Origin of the sequence: Stutzerimonas stutzeri KOS6 (assembly GCF_000307775.2) — a bacterium.
GTDB lineage: Bacteria > Pseudomonadota > Gammaproteobacteria > Pseudomonadales > Pseudomonadaceae > Stutzerimonas > Stutzerimonas stutzeri_B.
In genome coordinates this window covers 945,359-962,466 of the sequence record NZ_KK020676.1, presented here as the reverse complement: position 1 = coordinate 962,466, position 17,108 = coordinate 945,359, and the positions used below count along the sequence as shown (strand labels likewise).

Below are 17,108 nucleotides of genomic sequence, written 5' to 3'. Positions count from 1 at the left end.
TATTTCGAGTCGCTTCCATACTTTCGAGTGCAGGTTATGAAACGAGTTGCTAGCTATATTGCCTCAAGCCATTGGCTTGTCCGCGTTGGCGTATCTATTGGTGTGGGTAGCAGCCTTGTGCTCTATCTCATTTACCAGGTGCACCTTGTTCATCTTCAAGTTGCTCAGGCCATGCAGGCCGAACTGCAACTCGTTAATGTACTGCGACTCAGCGTCGATGCAGAAACGGCCGCCCGTGGTTATAACCTGACGAAACAGATGCCTTTCCTGGCTCCGTTGATCGATGCCGAGCAGGCTTTGGACAACAGCTTAAAAAAGTTGGAGGCATCGCTGCATGGACTTGAGCTCGAGAATGTCGATCTGAATGTATTCGAGCAGTTGGTCACCGAGCGTGTGAAGTTCGCCCGCGATCTCGCAGGGCAGCGTCTTTATGAACGGGATGCTGGCTATCAGCTGGAGAAGCTTAATCAGGGGGTCTCATTGCAGGACGAGATCCGCCATAAGGCAGGTGCTATTTCTTCTGCTATCAAGAACTTTGTGCAGAACAGACAGAATACGCAACGCAGCATTTTGCTGGCTTTGGTGTTTGGGGTCATTTCGTCGGCGGTGCTGTTCTATCTGCTGTTGATGCACTGGGCGAGAGCGGTAAACCAGCGTGAACGCATAAAAGAGCAGGCCTCAAGGTCCGAGCGGATTTATGCAACGGTATTTAACGAAGTCGCAATCGGCATGTTGGTTGTCGATGAGCACGGCCGTGTGCACTCGGTGAACAACAGTTTCGGGGATATGCTCGAAGCGGATAGTGATTTTCTGCTAGGTATCGAACTACAGACGTTGGTCAGATGGGATGGTCGGGTCAGGTTCACGGATGCGCTTGCCAGCACAGGTGAGCGCAAGGAAAAGGTAGCCACCCTTGATGTCTGCTTCCAGAACGCCGGCCTCTCTGTCTGGACCCGTCTGACACTGGCGGACTTCGCAGTCAAGGCGGGCGAACGGAGAATACTGATACTCGCTCACGAACTCACCGAGGATATCAAGCGCCAGCGACGTCTCAGAAAATACGAAACGCTCATGCGCAATGCCTCTCAGCTGGCGGGTGTGGATGGATGGTCATTGTCGCTTCCGAGCTACCAACTTGAGCTCGGATCGCTAGTGAAAGCCTTGCTCCTCGGCAGTCCAATTGGTGATCTATCCCCTAGGCGCTTCTTGCGCATGCTGGAGCGCTCCGCGCGCAAGGCCCTTCTGGATGCGATTCGGCGTTGCAGCGCTGATTTCAGTAATTTCAAACTGCAATTACTGATCAAGCGGCCCGAGCGGGAGGCTCTCTATCTCGAGCTTATCGGCCAGGCGATGCTGGAGGATGGCCGAGTCGTTTCCATAGAAGGGGCGGCCCGGGATGTCACGGAGATCAACGCCCAAGTACAAGCGTTGGTCAGGAGTGAACAGCGTTTGCTGTCCATCGCCCAGGTCACCAATGACTCCATTTGGGAACTCGATCTGGAACGCAAGATTCTGTCCCACAATCTGAAGAAGGCGGCAGTTGGCGAGAGGCAGCAGCAGTATGTCTGCCAGTGGCTGGAAGGTGTTCATCCTGATGATCAGGCCGGAGTAATACAAAGTTTCAGACAGGCCTTGCACGGTGGCAGTACCGTCTGGGATCGCGAGTTTCGCTATGTTCGCTCGGACGGAGAGATCGAGACCCTGTATTCGCAAGCTGCATTTTTGCGAGATGAGAATGGAGTCGCTCACCACGTCGTGGGTGGCGCGCAGGATCTGACCAAACGCCGAAAGATGCAGGCTGCGATGATGAATATGGCAGCCAGCGTCGCCAGTCTCGAAGATGAGCAGTTCTTTTCCGTGTTGCTACGCAACCTGATGGCGGGTCTTGAGGCCGATGGCGGCTGCATCGCTCGACTCTCCTCCCGCTCTCCGGCTATGGCCACCACGCTTGCAGTTGTGATCGACGGTGTTCGCATTGACAACTTTACCTATGCCGTTGAAGGCACGCCCTGTGAGAACCTGCTGCGAGACGTCGAGTGCCATATTCCTGACAACCTCTCCGGGATTTTCCCGGGTGCAGGCATCGGCGGACTCCAGGCCCGCTCCTATCTCGGGGGGCAGTTACTGGATGCTCAAGGGGAGGTGATCGGCTTCATTTACCTGCTGTACAGCAAGCCACTTGAGCGCTCGGTCCTGGCGACGTCCGTATTGCAGGTGTTTGCGGTCAGGGCTGCCGCCGAAATCAGGCGAATAGAAGCTGACAGTCTGCTTAAGGAGCAGGCCGAGTTGCTCGATCACGCCAGTGAATCGATTGTCGTGCTTGACCTGGATCTCAGGGTTCGCTTCTGGAACAAGGGCGCCGAACAGATGTATGGCCTGAGCAAAGTGCAGGCCGTGGGGCAGTCCGTGTCGGTGTGCTATGAAGATGAGTCGGCGCTGCTCCGCGTGTTCAGCGAAGTCATGCACGCGGAGCAGGTCAACCAGGAGTTCTGTCAGATCCGCGCCCGCGATGGCAGCAAGATGTTCGTCGAGGAGAGCTGGACGCTGATTCGGGAGCCCAATGGCGAGCCGCGCTCGATTCTGAAAGTGGGATCGGACGTCACCGAGAAACGCAGCGCCGAAGAGCAGATCAAGCGACTGGCCTATTACGATACCTTGACGGCCTTGCCGAACCGGCGGCTGTTCATGGAACGGTTGAGCCAGGCGCGTGACAACACGGTTCGTGATCGTAGCCATGCTGCGCTGATGTTCATCGATCTGGACAACTTCAAGACCTTGAATGACCTCCATGGGCATCTCAAGGGGGATGAGTTCCTGGTCGCCATAGCCCGCCTGCTAAGCGGCAACGTGCGGCGAGGTGATACGGTGGCGAGACTGGGCGGGGATGAGTTCGTCATCATTCTCGAGGGGCTGCATACCGATCAGGATGCGGCGACCGAACAGGCCCGGCATGTGGCCCGGCAGTTGCTCGAAAGCTTCAATGTGCCGCTCCAGCTAGGAGAAATATCGGTTGTCGGCACCGCCAGCATTGGCGTTGCACTGTTCCGCGGAGATGGCTATCAGCTCGATGAATTGCTGCGTCACGCTGACCTGGCGATGTACGAAGCAAAGGACGGAGGCCGCAATACCTATTGCGTTTATGACAGCCAGTTGGATGCGCTTACTTCCAGCAAGGCAATGCTCGCTGCCGAACTCAGGAAAGCGCTTGAACAGAAGCAGTTCGAGTTGTGGTACCAGCCGCAGTTCGACAGCTCGCGTAAACCGTATGGCGTAGAAGCGCTGCTGCGCTGGCGGCATCCGGCCAAAGGCATGATTTCGCCTGCCGACTTCATTCCGTTGGCCGAGCGTTCGAGTTTTATCGTGGAACTGGGGCGCTGGGTCATTGCCGAGGCATGCCGTCAGTTGGCGCAGTGGAGCAGAGTCGAGGCGTTGAGCGGCCTGAAAATTTCGGTCAATGTCAGCGTCCAGCAGTTACGACAGGAAAACTTCGTGAGCCATGTAGTCAGCGCACTGCAGACCACCGGGGCCAGCGCAGAGCGGTTGGTACTCGAAGTGACCGAGAGCATTCTGGACGAGAAAATTGGCAGTATCGCCGCCAAGCTGCACAGCTTGCGCAGCCTAGGGGTGCGCATTTCGCTGGATGACTTTGGTACCGGTTACTCATCGTTGTCCAGGCTGCGTCAACTGCCCTTCGACGAGGTAAAGATCGACCAGTCCTTTACCCGGGCCATCCCTGGAGACGAGGACGATGCAGCCATCGTCAATGCAATCATCACGCTGGGTCGAACCATGCGCATGGGCGTCGTTGCGGAAGGCGTTGAAAATGAAGAGCAACTGGCGTTCCTTCTGGCCCACGGGTGCGCCGCGTTCCAGGGTTACCTGTTCGCCCGGCCGATGCCGGCAGAACAGCTCGTGGAGGTGTTGGCGGCTGATCGGGCGATTGCCTGACTCAGCGCCCCTCAAGGCTGAAAGGCGCCGTGGCACCGCTTCGCTTGGGGGCTAGGGACAGGCTTGTTCCAGCAGGGCGGCCGAGGTGAAAAGGCCGAAGGTGGCCTGCGCGCCCGCCAGGATGCGCTCCCATGGGCAGCCCGGCGCGTGCTGCTCGAGGTGGACAAGGAAGGTCGGCCAGAGCCTGGAGACTTCGCCATGCTCCAGGTAGCGTACAGGCGCTGCCGGGTCGGACTTGCGCACCTGCCGTGCAAGCACCCGTCCGCCCAGACGCGATCCTTCCAGGACGTAGGCAGCGCCCCAGCAGCTGCCGATATCGTTCAGTCCAGGCACTTGCAGCGGTGCCGGCGGCGGGCAGTTCAGCTCGGCCAGATCATCCAGCAGCGCATGGCGCCGAACCCGCGCCGGCCAGTCGTCCAGCCATTTTTCCATGCCGGCCTGCTCCAGCGCGATCTCCGTGGCGCTCAGCACCCGGCTGTGGGCACGCAGGAAGCGGCAGTAGCCGTCCGGATGATCCAGGCCAAAGCTGGAGAAGGCGGCATCGACCTGCTCGTGCAGTGGTGCCGTGGCCTGTCTGAGACGGGCGCGCAGTTCAGCCATCGGTAAGACTGCCTTCCCTTAAAGCCAGATGAATCCTGTGCGCCAACTGCTCCTCGCGAAATGGCTTCTGGATGACCGAATAGCCTTCCAGGCCCAGCTCGCACAGCTCGGCGTAGCCAGTGACGAACACCACCGGCAGCTCGGGGTGACGGGCGCGCACGGTACGCGCCAGCTCGCCGCCATTCATGCCGGGCATGGCAAAATCGGCCAGCAACAGATCGACATCGGTAGCGTTGGCGAGGCGCTGTAATGCTTCATCACCACTATCCGCGGTGGTAACCGCGAAGCCCAGGTTCTTCAGCATCTGTGCGGTCACCTCGCGCACGCTGTGGTCGTCGTCCACCAGCAGGATACTGTGCCGGCTGCAGTCCTCGCCGGCGTCGGCGTTCGACGTGGCAACGGGCTCTGGCTGGCGAGGGGCCGTCGTGCGTGGGAGGAATACTTCGACCGTCGTGCCGATGCCCTCACGGCTCTCGATGCGGGCACCGCCGCCGGACTGCTTGGCGAAGCCGAATACCTGCGCCAGGCCCAGCCCCGAGCCCTTGCCGACCTCCTTGGTGGTGAAAAAAGGCTCGAATGCCTTGCTCAGCACTTCCTCGCTCATTCCGGTGCCGGTGTCGGCTACCGAAAGCACCACGTACTCGCCGGGACCGGGGTCCTCGGCGCGCCGGGCCGGCTCGCTGATCAGCACGTTGCGCGTGGCCAGCGTCAGCCGACCGCCATCGCCCATGGCGTCGCGTGCGTTGATCGCCAGGTTGAGGATGATCATTTCGATCTGGGTCGGGTCCACCAGCGCATGCCAGATGTCCGCCTGGGTGTCGGTTTCGATGCTGACGCTGCCGCCCAGCGTGCTTTTCAACAGGCTGAGCAGATTGACCAGGGCCTCGTTGAGGTCGACCGCAGTGGGTGCCAGCTGTTGACGGCGGGCAAAAGCGAGTAGCTGCCTGGTCAGCATCGCGCCGCGCTCGCCGGAGTCATGTATGTATTGCAGTCGACGCAGACAGCGCTCCACCGGCGCGCCCTTTTCCAGATCCTTCTGCAGGAAGCTGGCGCTGGTGAGGATAACGGTCAGCAGATTGTTGAAATCGTGAGCGACACCGGCTGTCAGCTGGCCGACGGCTTCGAGTCGCTGCATCTGCTGCAGGGTCGCCTCGACGCGCTCGCGCTCCTGAATCTGTGCACGTAGTTCGCGGTTGGCCTCGGCCAGCCTGTCGATGGCAGCGATCTCGCTGGTAATGTCGCGTGCGGCCGAGTAGATGCGACCGCCGTCGGCCACCGCCGACCAGGCCAGCCAGCGGTAGCTGCCGTCGCGGTGCCGCATGCGATTGACGAAGCGGTTGGTGACCTTGCCGCGCCCGACGCGGGCGGTCTCCTCCAGCGTGGCCTGCAGGTCGTCCGGGTGGACCATTCGGGTCAGCGGATGCTCCATCAGTTGTTCGAGCGACCAGTCGAAGACGTGCTCCCAGATCGGATTCAGCGCGATGGGCATCATGTCCGGATGGGTCACTGCCAGCAGGTCGCGTGACAGCTCCCAGGTGCGGTCGCGCTCGCGGGTGCGCTCCTGAACGCGCTCGCCGAGGGCTTCGTTCATCTGCCGCAGCGTTTGTGTCGCCAATTCTTGTTCGGTGATATCCATCACCACGCCGACGAAGCGTGTGCATCTTTCGCCTTCGAAGGAAGCCTGCCCACGGGTCTCTATCCAGCGGATGCGCCCGTCGTCGAGCAGCACCCGGTAGGTGGTGCAGAACTCTCCCGCGTCCGTGCTGGAGATAGCGCGGGCGACCTGCTCGCGTATCCGCTGGCGATCTTGCGGATGACAGAGCCGTTCGAACAGCGGCATGTTCACCTGTGCCTGCGGGGCGACCCCCATCATTTTGCGGCAGCGTGTGTCCCAGATCAGCGTGCCGCTCTGCGGTTCGTAGTCCCACATGCCCAGCCGCGCCGCATCGATGGCCAGCCGCGCACGCACTTCGACTTCTCGCAGTGCCTGCTCGGCCTGCAGCCGACGGCGGCGCTCGTTGACCTCGCCCAGCGCGCGTTCAACGGCCTTGGGCAAAAAGCCGAGATTCTGCTTGAGCACGTAGTCGACGGCACCGGAGCGCATCATGTTGACGGCATGCTCTTCACCGAAAACCCCGGAAAGAAAGATGAAGGGGATCTGCGGTGCCAGTCGACGCGCCTCCTGCAACGCCTGGCTACCGGAGAAACCGGGCAGGATGAAATCCGCGAGGATCAGGTCGAACTCGCGCCGTTGCAGGGCTTCGACCACACCGGCGTGGTCATACACCAGTTCGGTGTGCAGGGTGTAACCGCTGCGCTCCAGCGCCAGCTGGGCCAGTTCGGCGTCGTGCGGGCTGTCCTCGATGAACAGCACACTGATGTTCTTTGACGCTGACATATCCATCCGGTCGAGCAAGCAGGAGTCATCGGAACGGCCCGCCAGATGCAGCGGGCAGTCGCTGTTTCAGTTCTGTTCGTCTTTGTTGCGCGCGCGCTTCAGCCGCAGTGAACCGGGTGGTGGCTCGTTGAGCACGGCCCAGAAGACGCCGAGGTCGGAAATTGCGGCGACAAAATCTTTGAATTCGACCGGTTTGACCACGTAAGCGTTCACCCCGAGCTCGTAGGCTTTCATCAGGTCGGGCTCTTCCCGCGAGGATGTCAGCATGACCACCGGAATGCTGCGCAGCTCGGCGGTGTCGCGTACCGTCTTGAGGACTTCAAGCCCATCGACCTTGGGCAGCTTCAGGTCCAGCAGCAGCACTGCAGGGTTGCCGTCCGCACGACCGGCATGGGCACCTCTGCGCAGCAGGTATTCCAGCGCCTCGGCGCCGTCACGCATGATCACCACGTCGTTGGCGAGCTGGCTGCGCTCCAGCGCAATCAAAGTGAGTTCCAGGTCGTGAGGGTTGTCCTCGACCAGCAGGATGGGTTTCAGCATCGGTTGCCTCGGTCCGGTAGGGACTGGGTATAGGTCAGTTTGGGTAAGGAAAAATAAAAGGTGGCGCCCTTGTCGAGCTCGCCTTCGGCCCAGACCTGGCCATCGTGGCGCTCGATGATGCGGCGCACGCTGGCCAGGCCGATGCCGGTGCCCTCGAATTCTTCCATGCGATGCAGGCGCTGGAAGACGCCGAACAGTTTGCTGGCGTACTGCATGTCGAAGCCCACGCCGTTGTCGCGTACGTAAACCACTACCTCGCCCACACGCTGCTCTGCGCCCACCTCGATCACTGCCGCTTCGCGTTTGCGGCTGTACTTGACGGCATTGCCGATCAGATTGCGCAGCACCATGTGGATGAACGAGGCGTCGGCGACGATGATTGGCATCGGCAACAGGTGCCATTCGATCTGTCGGCCTTCGCAGTCCGGCGCGATCTCCTCGCGGATCGAGGCGACCAGTGCACCGAGGTCGACGTCGGACAGGCGCAGCGCCGCACGGCCCATCTGCGAAAAGCTCAGCAGATTGTCCACCAGGGTGCCGGCGAAACGCGCTGCATCGGCAATGTTTTCGAGAAAACGCATGCCGCGTTCGCTCAGGTGACTGCCTTCCATTTCGCCGAGCAGTTCGGTGTAGCCGGCAATGTGCCGCAGCGGCGCACGCAGATCATGGGACACGCTGTAGGAGAACGACTCCAGCTCCTTGTTGCTGGCGCGCAGTTCGCCGGTCAGCTGCGCCATTTCCTCGGCCTTGCGCAGCACGATGCCGAGCACCGCGTTGCGCAATTCCAGGGCGCATTCGATTTCCACCGGGTCCCAGGGCAATGCATAGCCGCGCAGGATCTCCCGCCAGCGCTCGAAGCTGTGGCGCGGACTGAGGGCACCGCTTTGGCTGTCGATGTGCTTCTGCGGCTGGCCGGCCCAGTCGACGGTCTTGATCTGCTCGCGTCGGAACCAGATCAGATAATGCGCATGCAGGCGGGAGATCGAGATCGCCAGCACTCCGGCGCAGTGTTCGGCGAGGCCGGGCAGCTCGGGGATGTCCCGGCTGATGCAATCACTGTGAAAGACCATCTGGGCATGCCGCTCGCCCAGCCAGCGCACCAGCTGCGAGATCTGTTCGTTATCGGGCGTGTCGCCGACGGTTTCGCAGCGGTCGGCGGAAATGATTGCCGCGCCGTTGGCCTCGGCGAAGCTGAGCACGACCTCGGGCAACTGTCGGAAGCCCTCGACCACGCTGTCGCAGTCGGCCATGGCCGAAAGCAGATGCACGATCTGCCGGCGCAGCTCCAGCTTGCGTTGCGCCAGTGTCTCGCTCTCTCGTGCCTCGATCTGCAGTGCGAGGATGCGCCCGAGCAGCTCGCAGGCAGTGCGCGTCTGGTAGCTGACCGCGCGGGGTTCGGCATCGTGGCAGGAAATCAGCCCCCAGAGTCGACCTTGGATGACGAGGGAGATCGACATCGATGCCCGGGTGCCCATGTTGCGCATGTACTGCAGGTGCACCGGGGACACGCTGCGCAGCGCGGCGAAACTCAGGTCCAGCGGCGCACCGGAGGCCGGGTTGAGCGGCGGCACCAGCGGCGAGGGCCGGTAGTCGGCATCCTGGATGACGCGGATGAGGTTGTCGCGGTAAAGGCGACGCGCCTGCGGCGGTATGTCGGCGGCTGGAAAGCACAGTCCCTGATAACTCGGATAGCCCGGATCGGCGATCTCGGCCAGTACCACGCCGTTGTCCTCGGCATCGAAGCGGTATGCCTTGACGCGGCCGAAGCCGGTGATGCGCTTGACCTCCTCGACCGCCAGCTGGCACAGATCGTCGATCCGGCCGGTTTCCTGCAGCCGGGCGACGAAGGTACGCATCAGTGGATACAGCGTGTCGTAGGCCTGGCCGGAATTGCCGGTGCGTTCGAACTCGAGGATCAGCCGCCCTGCGTGACGGTGGGCCATCAGCGCGAAGGCCTGGTCACCGGCACCTTGCAGGGCGAAGCTGACATCGCTCAGGTGAAAAGGGTTGTGGTCTTCCTCGGTCAGCGAGGCCAGGCCAGCCTCGAGCGGTGCAGCCGGCAGCAGGCTCGACAAGGGCTGGTCGAGCAGCGCACTGGCCTCGACCCCGAGCCAGTGCCGAACGTTTTCACTGGCCTGCTGGACGCGCAGTTCGGGCTCGCTGACGGCCAGCAGAAAGCCGTGCGGCTGGATGCTGCCCGGAACGTGGATGGGTTCCTTGGCACATCGGGCGATGGCCTCGAGCAGGTCCGTGGCTTCGGTAGTGGTCATTGCGTGTTGTCCTTGTTCAGGCCCGGTCGGGGCCGACAGCGACGGCAGGCACCAATGCAAGTTGCTACCTAATTTCGGCGACTGTGCGGGAGAATCCGGTGAATCGACTGCAAACGAAATAGTAGAGTGTTTTGCTTGGTTGGCACTTTACCCCGATGGAACTGGCTCGCCAATCGAGCGGGCTGTATAAACGTGGCCTTGCCCGGGGCCTTACGACAGGAGGTGGAGATGGAAGAAGTCATCGAACAGCTGCGCGAACTCAACGAGCCGGTGCCGGTACCGCTGGAGTTGCCAGACGATGATCTGCTGGTGGAGATCGAGGAACAGTTGCTGATCAACCTGCCGTTCGGCCTGCGGGAATTTCTGCTGCAGGTCAGTGACGTGATCTACGGTCGCCTGGAGCCGGTCACCGCCACCGACCCGCAATCGCATACCTATCTGCCGGAAGTGGCGGCCAATGCCTGGGACGCTGGCGTGCCGCGCGACCTGATCCCGATCTGCCAGGATGGACGCGACTATTACGTGGTCGATCTGGATGGGCAGGTGACGCTGTGGGACGGGGACGACGGCGAGTTGACCGAGGAGAGCTGGGAGTCGGTCTGGCACTGGGCCCGCGATGTCTGGCTGGAAAGCTGAGAGCATGTTCGACCACCTCTACAGGGTAGCCGGGCAACGGCCTGCTAAGCTGGGCGCCCGCTGGCCACTTTTCCGATTTCCATGCTGACTCTGGGCAACCTGTTCCTGTTCATGCTGCTGGCTGCCGCAGGCGCCTGGCTCTGGCATTCGCATGGCATTCGCGAGCGAGCGCTGCTGGCAGTACGCCGCCATTGCAAGCAGCAGGATGTCGAGCTGCTCGATGGCAACGTCGCCTTTCGCCGCCTGACCTGGCTTCCAGATGCGCGCGGGCGGCGCCGGCTGGCGCGGGTCTACGGTTTCGAATTCACCGTCACTGGCGAGCAGCGCCATCCCGGCAGCATCGTCATGTTCGGCAGCCAGGTCGGCCGCATCGAACTGGCGGCGCATCCCTTCCGGCCGACCGACGAGCCGGGCCGGGTAATCCAGCTGGACGAATGGCGCCGCTCGCGTGACTGAGCCGCTCAGTCGACGATACGACAGCTGCGCATGCCGTGCTCCAGCTCCTGCTGTGCCTGCGGCTCGGCGAAGATCAGCTCGAGGCGTGAATCCTTGCGCCACTCGCTCGGGCTGAAACGCAGCGGCTGTCCATCCAGCGCATTGGCCGATTGCCAGCCGTCGCGGCCATGCACCACGAGCTTCGCGCGCCGCCACGGCCATTGCACCAGCCAGTGCCTCAAGCGTTCGAGATCGAAATGCTGGGTCGGGTGCCACCGCCAGCCGATGCTCCAACCTTCGGGCGCAGCCTGGATCTGGCAGATGGGCTGGCCTGGATCGAGCCAGACCTGAGGCAGTGCCGCCGGTGCTGGCGGCAGGCTGGTTGTCCCTGCCTGCTGCTCGCTGGCGCGGGCGTGGATGCCCGGCAGCCGATCGAGCGGCAGTTGGCCGTGGCTGGCCCAATACAGCGGCACGTCTGGCAGCCGATTTGCCAGCTGGCGGCGTGTCGGTTCGTCGAGTGCTTCGCTCTTGTTCAGCAACAGCAGGCCGGCATCGCCCAGCGCCTGCTGCTGGCTGTCCGGCAATGGCATGCCTTCGCTCAGCGCCCGGGCGTCGAGGACCAGCACGCTCGGCTGGACCGCCAGCACGCGCTGCCACGGTGGTTGACCGAGCTGGTGCAGCAACTCGGCCGGATGCCCCAGGCCGGATGGCTCGATCAGCAGGCGATCCGGTCGCGCACGGCGCAGCAGGCGCGCCAGGCCCACCTGAAACGGCACGCCGTTGACGCAGCACAGGCAGCCGCCGGGTATCTCCGCCAGCGTGACGTCGGCGTTAGCGCTGCTCAACAGGGCGGCATCCAGACCGATCTGGCCGAACTCGTTGACCAGGACGGCCCAGCGTTCATTGGTTGGCTTTTGGGTGAGCAGATGGCGGATCAGGCTGGTCTTGCCTGCGCCGAGTGGGCCGCCGATGAGATGGGTCGGGATACGTTCGAGCATGGCGCCTATGGTGCGCATTTTCCGTGGCGGCTGAAAGAGGTAGTCCCCCCGCTCGTGCTAAAGTCGCCCGCGATCGGGGGAGGGCGCAAATCATGCGGTTACCGGTATTGCTGACGGCTTTGGTGAGCATGAGCGTCGCGGGTCAGGCCATGGCCGAGGCCTGTGTCATACATAGCCACGCTGATCGGGTTCGGGTGAAGCTTTGCCAGGAGAACCGCAGCATCCCCGCCGAGCTGTTCCGCAAGGGCTTCTGCCAGCCGCAGCTCAGGGATCAGCAGGTCGAGGTGGAGTTCGTCGAGCATTGCCCGGATGGGGCGTTCGGTGTCTGCCGCGACGCCCAGGTATCGAACATGCCGTATCGGCAGGACATCCACTACTACGGCGTCGCCAGTGACGCACGCTTTCTCCGGCCCGCCTGCGAGCAGAACAGCCAGGGCACCTGGAGCGGCGACTAGGCCCGATGCCAGCAGGCATGGGGGTTTCACGTGGAACCTAGCGTGCCGGCCGGAGCTGCCCGCAGTCGTCGGCTATCCAGCGCGCATGGGTTTGCATCCGCGTGGTGCCCGTCTCGGCGCCCTGGCGATACTGGCTCTCGACGGTACTGGTGAATTCGCGGGGGCTTATGAAGCGCGCCTCCCCCTGGCCACGGGCACCCGGGCATTCGAAGCTGAACTTCCACAGTTGGTCGCTGCGCTCGGTGATCGACTGGGTGCAGGCCGGATCATCCTGAAACGGCAGCTCGCCGGATTCGACCTGGGCCTTGCTCAGGCAGACCTGTACGCCCTTGCTGCCCAATTGCACGCCTTGCGCGGCAAGCATCTCCTCCATCTGCCGCCGCTGCTCGGCCGGCAGGTTCCGCATCTGTTCCAGCATCTGGTCCATGCCCGGCATCTGCTGTCCGTCGACCTGGACGTCGCTACTGCTGAATTCCCACAGCCCGGGCAATATTTGTTGCGCATGTGCCGGTAACAGGGGCAGCGAAAGGATGGCCAGGGCGGCAAACGTTGGCAGGCGAGTCATGGGCGGTCTCCGGAAGCGAATGTCTTGTCAGCCTAGTCGAGCCCATGGCGAAAACACCGTCCGGATGTCGGTCGGTTGCCTGATTTGCATTTTGTTGTGAGTTGTCCCTGGCGTTTCCGTTTCAGCGGCCTGTGGCACTGGCAGGCCTGCGGCCTGCATCGCCGCGAGGGCGCGCCTCCCACAGATTCGGGTGTGCACAGACTGCCTGGTGGGAGGCCCGCCCCCGGGGCGATAGCTGTTGCGATGCTAAGGTTCGCGGTTGACCAGTTCGGGCAATTGCTCGGCAAGCTTCTGCACCCGCAGCGGCGAGCGGATGAACCCTTGCTGACGACCGTCCGGGCCGATGAGGACCAGGTTGCCGCTGTGGTCGACGGTGTAGTTTTCCTTGCTGGTATCGCCGGGAATAAAGGGTATGCCGACACCATTGGCCAGGGTCTGGATATCGTCCAGCGGGCCGGTCAGACCCTGGAAGCCGGCATTGAAGTAGCCGAGGTATTCCTTGAGCTTCTCGGGCGTGTCGCGGTTCGGATCGACGCTGACCAGGATGATGCGCAGCTGGTCGCGGACGGTGTCCGGCAGCATGCCGTTGAGCTGGCGCAGCTCGGCCAGGGTGGTGGGGCAAATGTCCGGACAGAAGGTGTAGCCGAAGAACAGCAGCGTCCACTGCCCTTCCAGTTCATCCAGTTTTACTGCTTCGTCGTCCTGGTTGGTCAGGCTCAGCGCCGGCACCGTGCGGCTCTGTGGCAGGAGGACGATGCCGGCGTCCAGCAGCTGGGTGGGATCGAGCTGGCGCTGGCTGTTGAGCACCTTGGAAACCGTCAGCCCGACGACCAGCGCGATCAGCGCCACGAGAATGAAGACGGTTTTCTGGATGCGGGTCATGGATGTCCTTAGTGCAACTGCTTAGAAATCGAGCAGCAGATAATGATCAACCAGCAGCGCGATGAACAGCGCGAACAGGTACCAGATGCTGAATTTGAACGTCTTGATTGCCGCATGTGGCCGGCTGTCGCGGTATAGCGCAATGGCCCAGTAGAGGAAGCGCGCACCCAGCAGCGTTGCGGCAGCAAGATACAGCGGGCCGCTCATGTGGATGGCGAAGGGCATGAAGCTGACCGCCAGCAGCATCACCGTGTAGAGCAGGATGTGCACCTTGGTGTAGGGCACGCCGTGGGTCACCGGCAGCATCGGCACGTTGACCTTGGCGTACTCGTCCTTGCGGTGAATGGCCAGCGCCCAGAAGTGCGGCGGCGTCCAGGCGAAGATGATCAGCACCAGCAGCAGCGGCTCGGCGCTCACCTGGCCGGTCACCGCGACCCAGCCGAGCAGCGGCGGTGCGGCGCCGGCGAGGCCGCCGATGACGATGTTCTGCGGGGTGGCGCGCTTGAGAAAGCCGGTGTAGATCACCGCGTAGCCGATCAGCGAGGCCAGTGTCAGCCAGGCGGCGAGGGCATTGGTGAAGGTCAGCAGCAGGGCCAGCCCGCTGACGCCGAGAACGAAGGCGAAGGTCAGTGCCGCCGCTGGCGAGACCCGGCCTTCGGCCAGGGGGCGCTTGTGGGTGCGGGCCATCACCGAATCGATCTGCCGGTCCACCACATGGTTCACCGCCGCCGCGCCACCGGCACACAGGGCGATGCCCAGGTTGCCGAACAGCAGCACCGTCCAGGGCACGCCGGCGCGGGTGGCGAGGAACATGCCCACCAGCGAGGTGATGAGCATCAGCAGCACCACCTTCGGCTTGGTCAGCTCCAGGTAGTCGCGCCAGCTGGCCTGGGCGCTGCGTTCGCTGAGTAGAGTCGCCATGGGGGTTCTCCTTGTGGTCATGCGCGGGGCAGATCGAGCTGCCCCGTCGTGTTCGAAATCGATGCCGGAACCTCGTCACGCTGAGCGACGCCGGCGGGCAGCCGCAGCCGGTAATTGACCAGTACCAGCACCAGCAGCAGCGCGGCACCACCGCCGTTGTGCGCGACGGCCACCACTAGCGGCAAGTTGAACAGCACATTGCTGATGCCCAGGCCGACCTGCAGCGCCAGTGCGGCGATGAGCAGCCCGGCCAGCCGGCCGAGCCCGCGACGCATGAGCATGGCGGCGAGCAACAGCAGGATCAGCGTCACGCACAGTGCGCCGATGCGGTGGCTGACATGGATCGCGGTGCGTGCCTCGCCATAGAGCAATCCACCGAGGTAGTTGGGGCCGATGTCGTGATGGGCCAGGTTGAAGGCATTGGCGAAATCCATTCGCGGCCACCATTCGCCGTGGCAGGTCGGGAAATCGGTGCAGGCCACCGCCGCATAGTTGCTGCTGACCCAGCCGCCCAAGGTGATCTGGCCGATCACCGCCAGCATGGCGAGGGCGGCGAAGGTGCGCAGCCGGCCATCGGCACCTGGCAAGGGTGCGATGGCGCCGGACAGGCGCAGACACAGCAGGAACAGCAGGCTCAGCGTGCTGAAGCCGCCAAGCAGGTGCGCGGTGACCACCTGCGGCCAGAGCTGCAGGGTCACCGTCCACATGCCGAACAGTGCCTGGGCGATCACCACGGCGAGCAGCAGCAGCGGCAGCTTCAGCGGCTGGCCGGACTGGCTGCGGCGGCGCACGGCCTGCACCGCGAGCGCGAGGATCATCAGCCCCAGCGCGCCGGCGAAATAGCGGTGGATCATCTCGTTCCAACCCTTTTGCACCTCCAGTGGCGCCTCGGGAAAACGCAGTGCCGCCAGCCCTTGCGCCTGCTCGCTCATCGGCACCGCGAGGAAACCGTAGCAGCCAGGCCAGTCCGGGCAGCCGAGGCCGGCGTGGGTCAGCCGCGTATAGGCACCGAGCAGCACGACCACCACCGCCAGCAGCGTGGCGATCAGGGCGAGGCGGTATCCGGGTCTGGCCATCGGGTTCTCCTTGGGCGGCCTGTTTGGGACCGCAGCGCAGCGGCGCAGTGCCTCAGCCAATCTGCGAGATCTTCAGCAGGTATTTCAGGTCATCGAGGATTGCCTTGCCGTTGGCCCCGGCGTCGTAGCGCAGCACCAGGTTGCCGTGCGGATCGACGATCCACAGCTGTGGCGCGGCTGGCGCCTCGGGGTTGCGGGCATACACGCCGGCATCCAGTGCATGGCGCTGCAGCTGCGGATACTCGCGGCGCAGGCGTTGCTCGTAGGCTTCGTCCAGAGGCGTGGCGCTGGCCAGGGCATGGCTGGCGCGGGCCGCTTCGCGGGCCAGGCCGATATTGATCTGCCGGGCCAGGTAGACCAGCTCCCGGCATTGCGCATCGCAACCTTGAGGCGCGGTGACCAGCAGTTCCCAGCGGCGTTCGGCTGCCGCCGTCGTCACGCCGATGGCCGCACGGTCCAGGCCATTGGCGATGAGTACGCCGTCATAGCTGCGGCTCTGTGGCACCCAGAAACCGAAACGGTACATGGCCGAAGCCAGCAGCATCGGCCCGAGCACCACGCCGATGATCAGCAGCAGTTGCAGCCGCCCGTGACCGCGCTTCGGTTCACGGCCGGCGAGGGTTGGATTCATCGTTTCCACTTTGCTTCCCCCGTGCCTGATGCACGCCGAAATAGATGAACAGGGCCAGCAGGGCGGCGGCCAGGGCGAACCACTGCACCGCGTAGCCCAGATGCTGCGATGGGCTCATGCTGGTGATCGGCCAGTCGGCGCGGTAGGCGCCCGGGCCGGGCTCCAGACGCAGCTCGTGGAGCCCGCCTTGGTGGCCGGTCTGCTGCCACATCGCCTCGATGTCCACATGGTTGATCAGGCGTGGCCAGCCTTCGGCCATGCGATGACTGAAGACGAACGGCTTGCCTGGCGGCACGTAGACCCAGGCGGCGAGCTTCAGCGGTTGTTTCGGCGTGTCGAAGACGGGCGGCACGCGGCGATCCGGCCAGGGTATCCAGCCACGATTGAGCATCACCCAGCGATCGCTGAGCTCGTCATGGAAGGGTTGCAGCAGTTCGACGCCAACCTGGCCGTCGCGGGTACGGCTGTCGAGCAGAAAGCTGTGATCGGCATCGAAACGGCCCTGCAAAAAGACCCGGGCGAAGGCCGGATCGTTCAGCCGTTCAATCTCGTGCGGTGCCAGCGGCGCGGCCTGCTGGCGTGCTTCCTGGCTAGCCAGCAACTCGCGCTTCTGCTCGCCGCGCTCCAGCTGCCAGAAGCCCAGCCACACCAGTACCGGCAGCATGGCCAGTACCAGTACGGTCGGCAGCAGCCCCGGCCTGAAGCCGCTCATGGCCGGTGCCTTGGGATGTCGATACGGCTGGCTATACTCCA

The 17,108-nt window shown here is 63.2% G+C and carries 15 protein-coding genes; 4 read left to right on the top strand and 11 right to left on the bottom strand.

The genetic code is table 11. The annotated features are described in order from the left end of the window. Nucleotides 1-36 precede the first annotated feature (36 nt). A complete protein-coding gene (locus tag B597_RS47910; protein ID WP_024161899.1) occupies nt 37-3,948 on the top strand; it encodes an EAL domain-containing protein in 3,912 nt (1,303 codons plus the stop codon). 51 nt (nt 3,949-3,999) lie between these two features. On the opposite strand, the gene B597_RS32700 is transcribed toward B597_RS47910, so the two are convergent. From B597_RS32700 to B597_RS32685, 4 genes are all read right to left on the bottom strand, one after another. Further along, entirely contained in the window at nt 4,000-4,548 is a 549-nt protein-coding gene (locus B597_RS32700; protein ID WP_003291813.1) for a biliverdin-producing heme oxygenase, read from the bottom strand. Beyond that, the gene (locus B597_RS32695; RefSeq protein WP_031323345.1) at nt 4,541-6,946 is read right to left on the bottom strand and encodes a response regulator; all 2,406 of its coding nucleotides are present in this window, start codon (nt 6,944-6,946) and stop codon (nt 4,541-4,543) included. Before B597_RS32695 ends, B597_RS32700 begins: the two co-directional genes overlap by 8 nt. Nucleotides 6,947-7,012: 66 nt before the next feature. Continuing rightward, nucleotides 7,013-7,486 (bottom strand): response regulator, encoded by a 474-nt coding sequence (locus B597_RS32690; protein WP_003291811.1) that lies wholly within the window; start codon nt 7,484-7,486, stop codon nt 7,013-7,015. Next, nucleotides 7,480-9,756, bottom strand: a complete 2,277-nt coding sequence (locus tag B597_RS32685) for an ATP-binding protein (protein ID WP_003291810.1) — start codon at nt 9,754-9,756, stop codon at nt 7,480-7,482. The genes B597_RS32690 and B597_RS32685 overlap by 7 nt, the downstream gene beginning before the upstream one ends. Nucleotides 9,757-9,984: 228 nt before the next feature. Between B597_RS32685 and B597_RS32680 the strand changes: the two genes are divergently transcribed. Together B597_RS32680 and B597_RS32675 are read left to right on the top strand one after the other, a co-directional pair. Then, a complete protein-coding gene (locus B597_RS32680; RefSeq protein ID WP_003291809.1) occupies nt 9,985-10,392 on the top strand; it encodes an SMI1/KNR4 family protein in 408 nt (135 codons plus the stop codon). 81 nt (nt 10,393-10,473) lie between these two features. After that, on the top strand, nt 10,474-10,848 hold the full coding sequence (locus B597_RS32675) for a DUF3301 domain-containing protein (protein ID WP_003291808.1): 375 nt from the start codon (nt 10,474-10,476) through the stop codon (nt 10,846-10,848). Between the two features lie 5 nt (nt 10,849-10,853). Here the strand turns inward: B597_RS32675 and B597_RS32670 are convergent, their stop codons facing one another. Then, nucleotides 10,854-11,843 carry a CobW family GTP-binding protein gene (locus B597_RS32670; protein WP_024161898.1) on the bottom strand — a complete coding sequence of 330 codons (990 nt, stop codon included), beginning with the start codon at nt 11,841-11,843 and terminating at the stop codon, nt 10,854-10,856. A 74-nt stretch (nt 11,844-11,917) separates the two neighbouring features. Here B597_RS32670 and B597_RS32665 point away from each other — a divergent pair, with 74 nt between their 5' ends. Next, on the top strand, nt 11,918-12,280 hold the full coding sequence (locus tag B597_RS32665) for a hypothetical protein (RefSeq protein ID WP_024161897.1): 363 nt from the start codon (nt 11,918-11,920) through the stop codon (nt 12,278-12,280). A gap of 37 nt (nt 12,281-12,317) precedes the next feature. On the opposite strand, the gene B597_RS32660 is transcribed toward B597_RS32665, so the two are convergent. The 6 genes from B597_RS32660 to B597_RS32635 form a co-directional block, all read right to left on the bottom strand. Further along, on the bottom strand, nt 12,318-12,845 hold the full coding sequence (locus tag B597_RS32660) for a DUF3617 domain-containing protein (protein WP_003291804.1): 528 nt from the start codon (nt 12,843-12,845) through the stop codon (nt 12,318-12,320). Nucleotides 12,846-13,091: 246 nt separating this feature from the next. Continuing rightward, nucleotides 13,092-13,727 (bottom strand): SCO family protein, encoded by a 636-nt coding sequence (locus B597_RS32655; protein WP_003291803.1) that lies wholly within the window; start codon nt 13,725-13,727, stop codon nt 13,092-13,094. 21 nt (nt 13,728-13,748) lie between these two features. Further along, entirely contained in the window at nt 13,749-14,648 is a 900-nt protein-coding gene (gene cyoE, locus B597_RS32650) for a heme o synthase (RefSeq protein WP_003291802.1), read from the bottom strand. A gap of 17 nt (nt 14,649-14,665) precedes the next feature. Beyond that, nucleotides 14,666-15,724, bottom strand: a complete 1,059-nt coding sequence (locus B597_RS32645; protein WP_003291801.1) for a COX15/CtaA family protein — start codon at nt 15,722-15,724, stop codon at nt 14,666-14,668. Nucleotides 15,725-15,776: 52 nt separating this feature from the next. After that, nucleotides 15,777-16,355, bottom strand: a complete 579-nt coding sequence (locus B597_RS32640) for a hypothetical protein (protein WP_003291800.1) — start codon at nt 16,353-16,355, stop codon at nt 15,777-15,779. Continuing rightward, nucleotides 16,330-17,067, bottom strand: coding sequence for an SURF1 family protein (locus tag B597_RS32635; protein ID WP_003291799.1), 738 nt, complete (start codon nt 17,065-17,067; stop codon nt 16,330-16,332). The genes B597_RS32640 and B597_RS32635 overlap by 26 nt, the downstream gene beginning before the upstream one ends. Nucleotides 17,068-17,108 lie beyond the last annotated feature (41 nt).

Bases quoted from the DNA above. Each gene is read 5' to 3' on its own strand.
- B597_RS47910 (WP_024161899.1), top strand. From the start codon at position 37: ATGAAACGAGTTGCTAGCTATATTGCCTCAAGCCATTGGCTTGTCCGC.
- B597_RS32700 (WP_003291813.1), bottom strand. From the start codon at position 4,548: ATGGCTGAACTGCGCGCCCGTCTCAGACAGGCCACGGCACCACTGCAC.
- B597_RS32695 (WP_031323345.1), bottom strand. From the start codon at position 6,946: ATGTCAGCGTCAAAGAACATCAGTGTGCTGTTCATCGAGGACAGCCCG.
- B597_RS32690 (WP_003291811.1), bottom strand. From the start codon at position 7,486: ATGCTGAAACCCATCCTGCTGGTCGAGGACAACCCTCACGACCTGGAA.
- B597_RS32685 (WP_003291810.1), bottom strand. From the start codon at position 9,756: ATGACCACTACCGAAGCCACGGACCTGCTCGAGGCCATCGCCCGATGT.
- B597_RS32680 (WP_003291809.1), top strand. From the start codon at position 9,985: ATGGAAGAAGTCATCGAACAGCTGCGCGAACTCAACGAGCCGGTGCCG.
- B597_RS32675 (WP_003291808.1), top strand. From the start codon at position 10,474: ATGCTGACTCTGGGCAACCTGTTCCTGTTCATGCTGCTGGCTGCCGCA.
- B597_RS32670 (WP_024161898.1), bottom strand. From the start codon at position 11,843: ATGCGCACCATAGGCGCCATGCTCGAACGTATCCCGACCCATCTCATC.
- B597_RS32665 (WP_024161897.1), top strand. From the start codon at position 11,918: ATGCGGTTACCGGTATTGCTGACGGCTTTGGTGAGCATGAGCGTCGCG.
- B597_RS32660 (WP_003291804.1), bottom strand. From the start codon at position 12,845: ATGACTCGCCTGCCAACGTTTGCCGCCCTGGCCATCCTTTCGCTGCCC.
- B597_RS32655 (WP_003291803.1), bottom strand. From the start codon at position 13,727: ATGACCCGCATCCAGAAAACCGTCTTCATTCTCGTGGCGCTGATCGCG.
- cyoE (WP_003291802.1), bottom strand. From the start codon at position 14,648: ATGGCGACTCTACTCAGCGAACGCAGCGCCCAGGCCAGCTGGCGCGAC.
- B597_RS32645 (WP_003291801.1), bottom strand. From the start codon at position 15,724: ATGGCCAGACCCGGATACCGCCTCGCCCTGATCGCCACGCTGCTGGCG.
- B597_RS32640 (WP_003291800.1), bottom strand. From the start codon at position 16,355: ATGAATCCAACCCTCGCCGGCCGTGAACCGAAGCGCGGTCACGGGCGG.
- B597_RS32635 (WP_003291799.1), bottom strand. From the start codon at position 17,067: ATGAGCGGCTTCAGGCCGGGGCTGCTGCCGACCGTACTGGTACTGGCC.